The sequence below is a fragment of the Bhargavaea beijingensis genome (assembly GCF_900101985.1).
In the GTDB taxonomy this organism is placed as follows: domain Bacteria; phylum Bacillota; class Bacilli; order Bacillales_A; family Planococcaceae; genus Bhargavaea; species Bhargavaea beijingensis.
In genome coordinates this window covers 23919-35987 of sequence record NZ_FNAR01000025.1, presented here as the reverse complement: position 1 = coordinate 35987, position 12069 = coordinate 23919, and the positions used below count along the sequence as shown (strand labels likewise).

Here is a 12069-nt window from a genome sequence, read left to right as displayed (position 1 = left end):
CATTCGGCTCACCCCGGAGAACAAAGAAATCTATGCAAGGCGGAAAGAGACCGTAGAGCGCGGTTTCGGAGATGCCAAGGAGAAGTGTGGCATGCGATGGACAACCCTTCGCGGGAAGGAAAAAATGTCCATGCAGGCGATGCTTACTTTTGCTGCCTTAAATCTGAAAAGATTGGCCTGCTGGACCTGGGAGTCACCGGAACCGGCCTGACGGCCGGTCATTCCAAGGGGGGATGGGAAAAAACATGCGAAATATCCACGAAAATGACAAAACGGACCCAAAAAGATTTCTTTTAGGTCCGTTTTGTCTACAGTCTGAAATGCACCCCTGAGGGTGCATTTTTTCTGCTTAAATATGTCCGGCACTGATTTACTCACCTGTCTCTGCCCTGTCTGCGGTCCTCACAACAAAGCTCAAATGCCGCCCAGCCTTTTTATCTTCCCGGTACGAGAAGCCGCCGGGGCTTTTGAACGTGCATGTCCGGTCGATGTTGATCTGCTCCGACGGGACGCCTGTAAGCAGAAGTTGCTTTTCCACCGTTTTCTGGTTATCGATATGCCATTTCCCGGTTGTTTCATTGTACTCGATGAAATCATCGGCATAGCCGAGCGTCCGGAACTTTTCGTACACATCCCGGTCCACCTCGAATTTCTCCTGGCTGAGTGCAGCGCCGAGCTGGACGTGAAAGCCGTTGGGGTCGCAGCCTTCCACATCGAGAAGATGACTGAACAGCTTTGGCGTGATTTCCTTTACGGTTCCCTGCCAGCCGGAGTGGATCACTCCGATCAGGCCGGTCTGCTTGTGGGAGAAGATGACCGGCACGCAGTCCGCAGTAAAGCTGCCGATCAGCACATCCGGTTCATCGGTGTAAAGCGCGTCGGTATCCGGTATCGCGGTATCGGCACGGTCAGCTCCCCGGCCGAAGTCATTTGAGGTCACTTTGTGGAACCGGTCGCTGTGCGTCTGGCCGGCAAACACGAACCGTGTAATCGGTACGCCGGCCCAGTCTGCAAGTGCCCGCCGGTTCTCCATGATCTTCTCCGGACTTTCACACGCATGAAGCGCCATGTTGTTGGATTCCGGACGGGCCGGATCCTTTATCGTCATGCCGGCAAGCACCCGGTCATTCCTATAGATTTTCGTTTTCATTTGTCATCACCTGTCTGTATCTTATCGGAAGAAAAGTGCCGGGCACAAGCAGAAATAAGTCAACCAAATAAAATAACAGGTTGACTTAAGGTTGTTTCTTTCTCTATGATATTTGTGTTAACAATATTTATTTTTTGGTTAACTATATATCGGGGGGAATGAATCATGCAAGCAACCGTAACCAGATCCCGGTCACGATGGCATCCGCTTGACCTCGTCCATTGCGCACTGTTCGCGACACTGATGATGATCGGGGCCAATATCACATCGTTTGCGCCGTTCCTCGTCGTCGGGGGCGTGCCGATCACACTCCAGACATTTTTTGCCGTCCTGGCAGGATTGATCCTCGGCAGCCGGAAAGGGGCTGTGGCCTGCACGGTGTATATGCTGATCGGCCTTGCCGGGGCACCGGTCTTTGCCCGGTTCAGCGGAGGCGCCTCATCACTTGTGTCACCGACATTCGGCTTTATCGTCTCGTTTATCCTGATTGCCTATGTAGCGGGGAAAATCGTTGAGCGCAAGGGGACGCTCAAATCATTTGTCATCGCGGCACTTGTCGCAACAGTGATCAACTATCTGTTCGGGACAAACTGGATGTATGCGGCCTATAGCCTGTGGTTTGGCGCGCCGGAAGGATTTTCTTACTGGATGGCCTGGGCCTGGATGCTGCCGCCGCTGCCGAAGGACATCCTGCTCGCCGTCCTGGCCGGATTTTTCGCTTTCCGGATGCAGAAAGTGTTGAAAATCATTCCGATCCAATCAAATAAGGGGGAAATGAGATGAACTGGCAGACGCTTGCAGAAAAAGTGATTGAGGGGAAAGTGCTGACGGATACGGAGGCCATGGCGATTCTCGAGTCGGACGACGATGAACTGTTGCCGCTCCTGAACGGGGCGTTTACCATTCGGAAACATTATTACGGGAAAAAAGTGAAGCTGAATATGATCATCAACGCAAAAAGCGGCTACTGCCCTGAAAACTGCGGCTACTGCGCACAGTCCAGGGACTCCACCGCGCCGATCGAGAAGTATCCGTTCATCACGAAGGAACAAATCCTCGAAGGCGCACGAAGGGCATACGAAAACAAGGCCGGCACGTACTGTATCGTAGCTAGCGGCCGCGGCCCGACGACGAAAGACGTACGTGTCGTCAGCGAGGCTGTCGAAAAGATCAAGGAAATGTATGGACTGACAGTATGTGCCTGCCTCGGGATTTTGAAAGACGAGCAGGCAGCCAGGCTCAAGGAAGCGGGCGTCGACCGGTACAACCATAACCTGAATACGTCCGAGCGCCACCACGACTTCATTACGACTTCGCATACCTATGAAGACCGGGTGGGCACTGTCGAGATGGCGAAACGCAACGGTATGTCTCCTTGCTCAGGGGCCATCATCGGCATGAAGGAAACAAAAGAAGACGTCATCGATATCGCCCGGTCGTTGCGCGCGCTGGATGCAGACTCAATTCCGGTCAACTTCCTCCATGCGATCGACGGGACAAAGCTGGAAGGCACGGACGAACTGAATCCGCGCTATTGCCTGAAGGTGCTTGCCCTCTTCCGCTATCTTAACCCGACTAAGGAAATCCGCATATCCGGAGGACGGGAAGTCAATCTCCGCTCTCTCCAACCGCTGGGCCTGTATGCCGCCAACAGCATCTTCGTGGGCGATTACCTGACGACGGAGGGCCAGGAAGAAAACAGCGACTTTAAAATGCTCCAAGACCTCGGATTTGAAATCGAGATGCCCAAAATGGCGGAGCCGGTCTGAAGGTAAATCGAAAAAAGACATCAGGGGATGACGCTAATTCCCCGATGTCTTTTTTGTTTGTCCTTTGCTGATCCGACGGATTGACAGGAGGGCAAGGGCGGCATAGATCACCAACATCAGCAGACCGGCTGTGAAAGAGAGTTGAAATGCGTTGATCATCTGACTGACGCCGAGAAACACAAGGACAGCCAGCAGCACCCATCCATTCCGACGGCTATTCAAATAGACTGTTGTCCAGATCACAGCCGCAATGGCCCCCGACACCAACGCCAATACCAAAAACGAAACGAAATTGAGCCACCCCATCCTGGCTACCCCTTTTTTCCAGTATAAAGAAAATCGGCAAGGGCGGAACCCCTTGCCGGATGATCGATTGAATTAAAGTGCCGTCTTGATGCCGAAGCCGACGAGAAGTGCGCCTGCCGCCTTCATGAAGCCGTTCTGGAAGCGGGCATTGTTCAGCCAGCGTTTTGCATGGTCCATGATGAACACAAGAGTGAAAAACCATCCGACCGCAAGCCCTGTCAGGATCAGGCCAAGGATGATCAGCTGTTCCGGCACATTGCCGTCCAGGCTGATGAATTGAGGCATAATCGTCACATAGGCGATCACAGTCTTTGGATTGAAGATGTTGCTGAAAAGGCCCTGCCTGAATGATTCCTTATGGTAAGATTTCGTCCCCGCGGAAGCGTCTGATTCGAGTTCCTCCACGGAAAAAAGACTTTTCGCAAACAGGCTTTTGATGCCGAGGAAAATCAGATAGGCGGCCCCAAGGTACTTGATGATCGTGAAGAGCACAACAGACTTCGCAATCACAACGGCAAGCCCAAGCACCGCGATGAGCGTCCAGAACAGCAGGCCCGTCGCCATGCCCAACGTTGAATACCGGCCGGCCTTCGTCCCGTGGCTCAGGGTATTGCGGACAAGCAGAATCGTGTCCGCACCCGGCATAATGACGATCATCGCCGCAATTGTAATGTATCCAAGGAGTCCGTCCATCTGAAAAACCTTCCTTCCGTTATGTATTATCTTGAATAATTATAACTGGGTTTTAACGGAATATGGATATGAAAGTGTTTTCAGACAATATATTGTATAAGATATGCGCGATATTTAGAGATTATCTTATTTTTTATGCAGAAAATATTCATTCGTAGTACGTACTATCCGGGTCAGGAAGGAAATGGTTCATGGACATTCGGATCATCAGACAGAGTCGCCGGAGGAATTTAAAGATCGGATCATTGACATGTTCAGAAAGGAGGCCAGGATTGATCGCGGGTAGCTCAGCGGAGTGACCGCCCGCTAAACGGGCTGGAAGGAAAACCGATTGCCTTGTTCATATCTGCCATACAGGCACGCAAACCATTCTTTGGGAATTTTAATCGTCTTCTCACCGCTTTCACAGAAATCGGGGATAGATTAAGAGTAGACCAAGAGAGAGAAGGAGAGGATCAGATGAAGAACAAAGTTTTGAAAGCAGCATTCAGTGCCGCTATGATTGCAGGAGCGGGAATCGGGTCGGCCGAACTATTCTGGGCGGACAAAGCAGAAGCAGCGTATACCTACCAATCGGTCAGCAGCCTTGAAGAATATGCGACGGTGGCAGACGTGATCGGATATGAACCGGACGGCCGGATTGTAGAAGACAATCCCTATAAGCGCATTGCAACCTATTCAAACAAACAGGGACAGACTCAGTACAAGTCGGTGTTCTTCAAGCAGCAAAACACGGTCAAGGTGATGAATTTGCGAGGCGGCCAGCTTTATTATGGCCAGCTGAAAACAGTGCAGGAAGATGCGACGACTCAGCCTGCAGGCGATACAATCAGCCAATATCCCGAAACCGCCAAAATTGAATCCATCATCAATACGGATGGCCTGACATCTGATGTTGTCGAAGACAACTACGGCAAGCGCATCATCCTGTTCAAAGATGCCAATGGCCAGGTGGAGTACAAGTCCATCTTTATCAAGCACACGAACATGCTGAAAGTGATCGACCTTGACGGCGGCCAGATTTACTACGGTTCCATCTGATCAAACTGGTTAAGCTCCCGATATCCGGGGGCTTTTTTTGTTACCATGGAGGAAAAGGGGGGCGCACCATGCAATGGCCTGCATCATTTCAAAAGAAAATAGATGCTGCCTTCGGTGAGGCCGGTCGCCATTATCTGGAGGGGCTGAGCGATCTCATCAGTCACTATTGTCAGGAGTGGAAGCTGACAGTTGAGGGGCCAGTGCCAAATCTTTCCTACAACTATGTCCTGTTCGTCACCTGCGCCGACGGCACGCCCGCCGTCCTCAAAATCAGCGTGCCGAACGATGATAGCCTGTATGAAATACGGACCACCGAAGTATATCGCGGAGAAGGTTGTGCGGCATTGCTGAAGGGGGTTCCCGAAGACGGAGTGCAGCTGCTTGAGCGTCTGTCTCCGGGGACGATGCTTACGGAAGTGAAGGATGAACGTCAGTCAACGGAGCGGTTTTGCGAGGTGTGGCGGCGTATCCGGCAGCCTCTCCCGCAAAACCCTACTTTTCGGCCAGTGGGAGAAATGGGCCGAGCGGCATTCAAGACATACAGATTAGCGCACCCGTACGGTGGGGCAGTTCCGGATCGGCATGTCCAGCTCGCGGAACGCTGCTTCAAGTGGCTGGAGACAAATGGAGAGTTGGAACTGTTGCATGGTGACCTGCATCACCAAAACATTCTGCTTGATGCGGAGCGCGGCTGGATGACGATCGACCCTCATGGCTATGCAGGTGATCCGGCATGTGATTTGGTGCCGTTCCTGTACAACCGGCTGGAAGGAAAGCCGGTGGAAGATGTGCTCAGCCTTCGTATCGAAGTCATGCTGGAGCAACTTCCGGTCAGTCGGGAACAACTGCTCCGAGCTTGCATTGCGATGACCGTCATGTCCGCCTGCTGGTATACAGAAGAAGGGAATCTGCAGGCGATCAAGCTGCAGAACCGGATCACGGACTGGTATATCCGTGAACTGAATCAATTGGGATAGCGGAGGTGAAAGAATGATTAAGGGAATCAATCATTTATTGTTCTCGGTGTCTGATCTGGATCGTTCTGTGGACTTCTACCAGCATGTATTGGGCGCCAGGCCGTTGGCAAAGGGCAGGAACACTGCTTATTTAGAGTTGAATGGCTTATGGCTCGCATTGAATGTGGAGAAGGAGATTCCTCGCGAAGAAATCCACCGTTCCTACACCCATATCGCTTTTTCAATCGATGAGTCAGACTTTGACCACATGGTTGACCGGTTGAAGGCGCAGAACGTGAACATCTTGCCGGGCCGCCCCAGGAAAGAACAAGACAAGCAGTCGGTTTATTTCACCGATCCGGATGGCCACAAGTTTGAATATCATACGGGAACCCTGCAAGATCGGCTGGACTATTATAAGCAGGAAAAGGCGCATATGGAGTTTTATGAATAGTAATCGGCTGCGGCATTCTTGAATAGAATGCCGTTTTTTACATGGCATGACTTTTGTCACCCTGATCCATGACACCCTGCACTGATTTTTCCTTCGCCCCGTACTTACAATGGAACCAGGCATTAAATCAAACGGGGGTGCATTATGGAGCCGGTCTTGAATGTGGACAGAATCACTAAGCGGTTTAAGGGGATGACAGCGGTCGACGGGGTCAGTTTTTCAGTCGGCCGTGGTGAGGTGGCGGCGATCTTGGGGCCGAATGGGACAGGGAAGTCGACGACGATGCATATGTTGCTCGGCCTTTTGAAACCGGACGGCGGAAGTGCAGAATTATTCGGGAATGCCCCAGGTTCAAAGGAAGCGAGAGAGCGGATCGGTGTCATGCTTCAAGATGTCAGTCTTATGGATGCCATGAAGGTCAGGGAAGTGTTGGAGCTGATCCGGGGGTATTACCGGAATCCGATGCCGCTCCGGGACCTGCTCCGACTGACTGGCTTGTCGGAGGAGGATTTAAAGAAGCGGGCGGAGAAGCTGTCAGGAGGACAAAAGCGCCGTGTCAGCTTTGCGCTTGCCCTGGCCGGCGATCCGGATCTGCTGTTTTTCGACGAGCCGACTGTCGGCATGGATGTGGGTGCACGTGCACGGTTCTGGACGACAGTGAAGGACTTGGCCGCGCAAGGTAAGACGGTCATCTTCTCGACGCACTATTTGCAGGAGGCAGATGATGTGGCTTCGCGCATTCTGTTATTCAATCGCGGCCGGCTGATCGCAGACGGAAGCCCGGCGCAGGTCAAGGGTCAGCTGCTCCGGAAGACGGTCAGCTTCAAGCTGCCTGATAAGGTGTCGGCAGAACGGCTCCGGAGCCTGCCGAACGTGCTCAGCATGGACCTCGGCATGGAGCGGATCGAACTTGTGACCGACGACACCGACCGCCTGCTGTATGCACTCGTCACGGCAGACATCGGAGCGTCCGATATCACAATCGGCCAGGGCCGCCTGGAAGATGCATTTACCGAACTCACGCGCACAGAAGAGGGGGTGGTGTGAATGAAATTGTTCCTGCTGCAGACACGCTCGGAGATCAAGCGGATCTTCCGCAACCCGTACTTTGTGTTCTGGTCGCTGTTCATGCCCCTTGTGTTTTATTTCGTGTTCACGAACGTCTTCAATACTGACATGCCGGACCAGGGGCTTTGGGATGCGCACTTCCTCATGTCGATCGCTGCATTTAGTGTGATGGGAAGTTCCATCATGACTCTCGGTATCCGGCTCGTCGAAGAGCGGACTCAAGGCTGGTCGATCTACTTATCGACCACACCCCTCCCGCCAGCTGCCTATTTTGCTTCGAAGATGGCCGGGCAGTCGGCGGTCCATGTGTTTTCCATTCTGTTCATCTTCTTCGCAGGCTACTTGATCAACGGAGTCAGGTTGAGCCCGGCAGAATGGGTCTTGGGCGGGGTGTGGATCCTTCTCGCCTCGTTGCCGTTTCTTGCGCTCGGCGTCCTGATTGGTGCGATGCGCCGAGTCGATACGGCATCCGGCGTCAGCAACCTTATTTACCTTGGGCTAGCAATCACCGGAGGCATGTGGATGCCGATGGAAGTGTTGCCGGAAATGCTCCAAGCAGTCGGCAAGTGGCTCCCGGCCTATTCCTACGGGAACGGCGCGTGGGAGATCATCCGCGGTCATGCACCGGAATGGAGGGATATGGCGATCTTGACGGCGTACCTTCTGCTCTTTATGGCACTGGCCATCTTGATCCGAAACAGACAGGAAGCGATGCGGACATGAAAGGTTTTAAACTTTTCCCGGAAAAATTCGGGGTTCTGCCCTATGTTTTTCTCGTTTATCTCGTCTTCCCACTGCTGTACATGCTGGAGGAAGACGGGTGGAAGGCGGCAATCGGCTACGGGCTGTTGCTGCTTTTTCTCGTGACGTACCGGCAACTTTATCAGGCTCAGTCGGACCGGTTGTATACGGTCTGGCTCTTAATTCTGGTCGGCATCATCGCTGCCCTGTCCCTTTTTTATAATCCCTACAATCTGTTTCTCGGGTTTTTCCCGGCGAATTTTCTTGCCTGGTATGACGAAGAGAAGCAGTTCAGGAGGGCGATTGGTGGGTTTGCACTTTTCCTGGTAGCCATGCTCCTCTTCTTTACAATGACGGAAGGCGTATGGAATGGCCTGTTGTTTCTGCCATTTGCCATCGTCATGCTTCTGTCTCCGTTCGCACTTCGGTCCCACCTTGAAAAGGCAGAGCTTGCCGAACGGCTCGAGGAGGCCAATGAGCAGATCGCCGCATTGATCAAACGGGAAGAGCGGGTGAGGATTGCGCGCGATCTGCACGATACGCTCGGCCACACACTGTCCCTTCTCAGCTTGCAGAGCCAGCTAGTCCAGCGCGCCGTCGACCGTGATCCCGCTCGCGCAAAGGAAGAAGCCAAAACGATGGAGCGCACAACCCGTGCAGCGCTTGCCCAGGTACGGACGCTTGTTTCCGAGATGCGGGAAGTCAGACTGTCTGAAGCGTTGGCGGAGATGGAGGAGGCGCTCGGCACAGCAGATGTGGAGTTCCGTCTGGAAGGTAGCGGTGACCTGCCTGTGTTGCCGCCGGTGCAGGAGAACATGATCGGGATGTGCCTGAAGGAGCTGACGACGAACATCGTCCGGCACAGTGGAGCATCGGTTTGCACGGTTTCCTTTATAGAACAGAAGGGCCGGCTGGACATTCGGGTGTATGATGATGGCATCGGCCTGGGCGGTACCCGGTTCGGCAATGGGCTGACGGGTATAAGGGAGAGGCTGGGGCTCATCGAGGCGACGTTGGATATTGCCGGGACGGCCGACGGAGGGACGGACATCCGGATTGTGCTCCCGGTGCTCGGACGGACGACTGAACGGGAAGAGGTGAAGACGTGATCACCATTGTCATGGCGGAAGATCAGCGGCTGCTCCGGGGTGCACTCGGGTCGTTGCTCGCTTATGAAGAAGATATGGAAGTTATCGGCCAGGCGTCAGACGGGGAAGAGGCTCTCCGGCAGATCCGGGCACTGAAGCCGGACATTTGTCTGCTCGACATTGAGATGCCGGTCATGTCCGGGCTAGAAGTGGCGGAAAGGATACAAGCGGAAGGGAATTCGGCGAAAGCCATCATCCTGACGACCTTCGCCCGGCCAGGCTATTTTGAACGTGCTATGAAGGCGGGCGTCCGGGGATATCTATTGAAAGACGGGTCAGTTGATGACTTGGCATCGGCTATTCGGACAATCGTCAACGGCGGCCAGGCCTATGCGCCGGAGCTCGTCTTCCATGCTTACCGATCGGAAAACCCGCTGACCGATCGGGAGCAGGAAGTGCTCGCTCTTTCCGGAGAGGGAAAGACGGCTAAAGAAATATCGGGAGAACTGTATTTGTCCCCCGGTACCGTAAGGAATTATATGTCCGAGGCACTCAGGAAGCTGGATGCGAAGAATAAAATCGAGGCCATCCGGAAAGCGGAGGAGAATGGATGGATCTGAACGTGTCGCAACCCTTCATCCGGTGCGATTCATTTTTGGGCGTTCCGGCAAGGGCATTCTGCTTCTCCTGTCGAATAGAGCAAGATCCGTAACTTAAGAACGGGGGATTTGGGATGGGAACAGGATCGATGAAAGAAACGCTGGATCACCTGCTTCATGCCGCAGCTGGAGAAAAGGGGTTCTCCGGAGCGGTGGCGGCACAGACGGGAGATGGTGGACTCCGGACACTTGCCTGGGGGCTTGCAGACCGCTCGGGGGAACGGGAGAACCGCTATGATACGAAGTTCGGCATCGCGTCCGGCTGCAAGGTGTTCACGGCGGTCGCGGTTCTCCAGCTCGTGGAAGAGGGGAAACTCACGCTCGAATCGACATTGGCGGAATGTCTGATTGAAGCTTTCCCGCAGTTTGACCAAACCATTACCGTCCATCAGCTGCTGACGCATACGTCAGGGGTGCCTGACTACTTCGATGAAGCCGTCATGGAAGATTTCGAGGAGTTGTGGAAAGAGCTCCCGATGTACATGGTCCGCAATCTGAAGGACTTTCTTCCGCTCTTCCGCGACGGAAGCATGATGTTCGCGCCCGGCGAGCGGTTCCACTACAACAATGCCGGCTATATCCTGCTCGGACTGATTGTCGAGCAGGTGAGCGGCATGAGGTTCACCGATTACGTGGAGAAGAAGGTCTTTAACCGTGCCGGCATGACGGACTCCGGCTACTGGCCGTTTGACCGCCTGCCGAACAACACGGCCACCGGTTATATTGACGAAGAGGGCGGCACGTGGCGGACGAATGTCTACTCGCTTCCGGTTCAGGGCGGTTCCGACGGAGGAGCGTTCACGACCGTGCCGGATATGCACAAATTTTGGGATGCGCTACTTGGAAGGCGTCTGCTCGGGGAAGAACTGACCGCCCGGATGCTCACCCGGCACGCAGCCGATAAGGATGGTGATGGCTACGGATACGGGGTGTGGGTCGATATGGCAGATGGCCGTGCCGAGCGGATTCACGTCATGGGCTACGACCCGGGCGTCAGCTTCCACTCCGCCATTTATCCGTCTTCAGGAGCAGTGTTTACGGCGGTCTCAAACAAGTCGCAAGGTGCGTATCCGATGATGGAAGCCTTTGAGGAGCATCTTCATATAATGGAGGGGACTTGATGAATCGGATCAATCTGCTGACGCTTGGGGTCAGCAACATGACGGCCTCGCTCCGTTTTTACCGGGACGGTCTCGGATTTGAGACATCGGTCACGGAAGACAATCCCGGCATCGTGTTCTTCAAGAACGGAGGCACCCGCCTTGCACTTTATCCGCTGGAAGAGTTGGAAAAGGACATCGATGCGGCTGGCCCGCAGACAAAAAGCGGATTTTCCGGCATGACAATTGCTTATAACGCCAAGTCGGAAGAGGAAGTGGACGCCGTCATGGAACAGGCCTGCCAGGCCGGAGGGAAGGTTCTGAAGAAGCCGGAGCGGGTTTTCTGGGGCGGTTATTCCGGATATTTCTCGGATCCGGACGGCTATGTATGGGAAGTCGCATACGGACCCAACTGGCAGTTTGACGAGCAGGACATGCTCATCATCGATTGAGGAGGGAATGTAATGAGCATGGGGCAAGAATATCTGAAAGCTGTCCGTGGCAGGTTCAATCAGCTGAAGGATCTCGGGGACCGGGCAGTCGCCCAGCTTAATGAACAGGAGCTCCATCATGTGCCGGCACCGGAATCCAACAGTGTGGCAGTGATTGTCCGCCATCTGTCAGGGAACATGATCTCCAGGTGGACCGACTTTTTCACAACCGACGGGGAGAAGCCCGACCGCAACCGGGACGGGGAATTTGAAACCGTGCCGGTCACAAAGGATGAACTGAAGGAACTTTCCGAAATCGGATGGAATACGTTATTCAGGGCATTGGAAAGCCTTGATGAAGATGATCTGTTGGTGGAACTCTACATCCGCGGGGAGCGCCACACCGTAATCGAAGCGATGGAACGCCACCTGAGCCACGTCGCGTCCCACATCGGCCAAATTGTCTACATCGCCAAGATGCTGAGGGGGGAAAGCTGGGTAACTCTCAGCATCCCGAAAGGTCAATCAGAGGCATATCGGGCAAAGACTTTTGGACAATAACGTACGATATAATAAACTCATCCACGAATGGCGGGTGAGTTCTTTTATTGGA

Annotated in this window: 16 protein-coding genes; 13 read left to right on the top strand and 3 right to left on the bottom strand. The window is 53.8% G+C overall.

What is annotated here, in order from left to right; all coding sequences use genetic code 11:
* Positions 1 to 211, top strand: a 211-nt coding sequence (locus BLT01_RS13530; protein ID WP_143020602.1) for a transposase, incomplete at its 5' end; no start/stop codon positions are given.
* A gap of 159 nt (positions 212 to 370) precedes the next feature.
* Here BLT01_RS13530 and pgeF read toward each other — a convergent pair.
* Positions 371 to 1150 carry a peptidoglycan editing factor PgeF gene (pgeF, locus tag BLT01_RS13525; protein WP_092098635.1) on the bottom strand — a complete coding sequence of 260 codons (780 nt, stop codon included), beginning with the start codon at positions 1148 to 1150 and terminating at the stop codon, positions 371 to 373.
* 165 nt (positions 1151 to 1315) lie between these two features.
* On the opposite strand from pgeF, the gene BLT01_RS13520 reads away from it, so the two are divergent.
* Both BLT01_RS13520 and bioB read left to right on the top strand, forming a co-directional pair.
* A complete protein-coding gene (locus BLT01_RS13520; protein WP_092098633.1) occupies positions 1316 to 1933 on the top strand; it encodes a biotin transporter BioY in 618 nt (205 codons plus the stop codon).
* A complete protein-coding gene (gene bioB, locus BLT01_RS13515; RefSeq protein ID WP_092098631.1) occupies positions 1930 to 2919 on the top strand; it encodes a biotin synthase BioB in 990 nt (329 codons plus the stop codon). The genes BLT01_RS13520 and bioB overlap by 4 nt, the downstream gene beginning before the upstream one ends.
* Before the next feature lie 33 nt (positions 2920 to 2952).
* On the opposite strand, the gene BLT01_RS13510 is transcribed toward bioB, so the two are convergent.
* Both BLT01_RS13510 and BLT01_RS13505 read right to left on the bottom strand, forming a co-directional pair.
* Positions 2953 to 3225 carry a hypothetical protein gene (locus BLT01_RS13510; protein ID WP_092098628.1) on the bottom strand — a complete coding sequence of 91 codons (273 nt, stop codon included), beginning with the start codon at positions 3223 to 3225 and terminating at the stop codon, positions 2953 to 2955.
* 72 nt (positions 3226 to 3297) lie between these two features.
* Positions 3298 to 3918 (bottom strand): LysE family transporter, encoded by a 621-nt coding sequence (locus tag BLT01_RS13505; protein ID WP_092098626.1) that lies wholly within the window; start codon positions 3916 to 3918, stop codon positions 3298 to 3300.
* 459 nt (positions 3919 to 4377) lie between these two features.
* Between BLT01_RS13505 and BLT01_RS13500 the strand changes: the two genes are divergently transcribed.
* The 10 genes from BLT01_RS13500 to BLT01_RS13455 all read left to right on the top strand — a co-directional run bounded on the left by BLT01_RS13500 (position 4378) and on the right by BLT01_RS13455 (position 12017).
* On the top strand, positions 4378 to 4959 hold the full coding sequence (locus BLT01_RS13500) for a hypothetical protein (protein ID WP_092098624.1): 582 nt from the start codon (positions 4378 to 4380) through the stop codon (positions 4957 to 4959).
* Between the two features lie 68 nt (positions 4960 to 5027).
* Positions 5028 to 5936: an aminoglycoside phosphotransferase family protein gene (locus BLT01_RS13495; protein ID WP_092098622.1), complete on the top strand. Its 909-nt coding sequence runs from the start codon at positions 5028 to 5030 to the stop codon at positions 5934 to 5936.
* A gap of 13 nt (positions 5937 to 5949) precedes the next feature.
* Positions 5950 to 6369 carry a metallothiol transferase FosB gene (fosB, locus tag BLT01_RS13490; RefSeq protein WP_092098620.1) on the top strand — a complete coding sequence of 140 codons (420 nt, stop codon included), beginning with the start codon at positions 5950 to 5952 and terminating at the stop codon, positions 6367 to 6369.
* 141 nt (positions 6370 to 6510) lie between these two features.
* Complete coding sequence (locus BLT01_RS13485) at positions 6511 to 7416, top strand: ABC transporter ATP-binding protein (RefSeq protein WP_245696937.1); 906 nt, start codon at positions 6511 to 6513, stop codon at positions 7414 to 7416.
* Positions 7417 to 8160 (top strand): ABC transporter permease, encoded by a 744-nt coding sequence (locus BLT01_RS13480; protein WP_092098616.1) that lies wholly within the window; start codon positions 7417 to 7419, stop codon positions 8158 to 8160. It abuts the gene before it with no gap.
* A complete protein-coding gene (locus BLT01_RS13475; protein WP_176765165.1) occupies positions 8157 to 9287 on the top strand; it encodes a sensor histidine kinase in 1131 nt (376 codons plus the stop codon). Before BLT01_RS13480 ends, BLT01_RS13475 begins: the two co-directional genes overlap by 4 nt.
* The gene (locus tag BLT01_RS13470) at positions 9284 to 9886 is read left to right on the top strand and encodes a response regulator transcription factor (protein ID WP_092098612.1); all 603 of its coding nucleotides are present in this window, start codon (positions 9284 to 9286) and stop codon (positions 9884 to 9886) included. Before BLT01_RS13475 ends, BLT01_RS13470 begins: the two co-directional genes overlap by 4 nt.
* A 113-nt stretch (positions 9887 to 9999) precedes the next feature.
* The gene (locus BLT01_RS13465) at positions 10000 to 11046 is read left to right on the top strand and encodes a serine hydrolase domain-containing protein (protein ID WP_092098610.1); all 1047 of its coding nucleotides are present in this window, start codon (positions 10000 to 10002) and stop codon (positions 11044 to 11046) included.
* A complete protein-coding gene (locus BLT01_RS13460; protein WP_092098608.1) occupies positions 11046 to 11477 on the top strand; it encodes a VOC family protein in 432 nt (143 codons plus the stop codon). Before BLT01_RS13465 ends, BLT01_RS13460 begins: the two co-directional genes overlap by 1 nt.
* Positions 11478 to 11489: 12 nt before the next feature.
* Complete coding sequence (locus tag BLT01_RS13455; protein ID WP_092098606.1) at positions 11490 to 12017, top strand: DUF1572 family protein; 528 nt, start codon at positions 11490 to 11492, stop codon at positions 12015 to 12017.
* The last annotated feature ends 52 nt before the right edge of the window (positions 12018 to 12069 follow it).

Bases quoted from the DNA above. Each gene is read 5' to 3' on its own strand.
- pgeF (WP_092098635.1), bottom strand. From the start codon at position 1,150: ATGAAAACGAAAATCTATAGGAATGACCGGGTGCTTGCCGGCATGACG.
- BLT01_RS13520 (WP_092098633.1), top strand. From the start codon at position 1,316: ATGCAAGCAACCGTAACCAGATCCCGGTCACGATGGCATCCGCTTGAC.
- bioB (WP_092098631.1), top strand. From the start codon at position 1,930: ATGAACTGGCAGACGCTTGCAGAAAAAGTGATTGAGGGGAAAGTGCTG.
- BLT01_RS13510 (WP_092098628.1), bottom strand. From the start codon at position 3,225: ATGGGGTGGCTCAATTTCGTTTCGTTTTTGGTATTGGCGTTGGTGTCG.
- BLT01_RS13505 (WP_092098626.1), bottom strand. From the start codon at position 3,918: ATGGACGGACTCCTTGGATACATTACAATTGCGGCGATGATCGTCATT.
- BLT01_RS13500 (WP_092098624.1), top strand. From the start codon at position 4,378: ATGAAGAACAAAGTTTTGAAAGCAGCATTCAGTGCCGCTATGATTGCA.
- BLT01_RS13495 (WP_092098622.1), top strand. From the start codon at position 5,028: ATGCAATGGCCTGCATCATTTCAAAAGAAAATAGATGCTGCCTTCGGT.
- fosB (WP_092098620.1), top strand. From the start codon at position 5,950: ATGATTAAGGGAATCAATCATTTATTGTTCTCGGTGTCTGATCTGGAT.
- BLT01_RS13480 (WP_092098616.1), top strand. From the start codon at position 7,417: ATGAAATTGTTCCTGCTGCAGACACGCTCGGAGATCAAGCGGATCTTC.
- BLT01_RS13475 (WP_176765165.1), top strand. From the start codon at position 8,157: ATGAAAGGTTTTAAACTTTTCCCGGAAAAATTCGGGGTTCTGCCCTAT.
- BLT01_RS13465 (WP_092098610.1), top strand. From the start codon at position 10,000: ATGGGAACAGGATCGATGAAAGAAACGCTGGATCACCTGCTTCATGCC.
- BLT01_RS13460 (WP_092098608.1), top strand. From the start codon at position 11,046: ATGAATCGGATCAATCTGCTGACGCTTGGGGTCAGCAACATGACGGCC.
- BLT01_RS13455 (WP_092098606.1), top strand. From the start codon at position 11,490: ATGAGCATGGGGCAAGAATATCTGAAAGCTGTCCGTGGCAGGTTCAAT.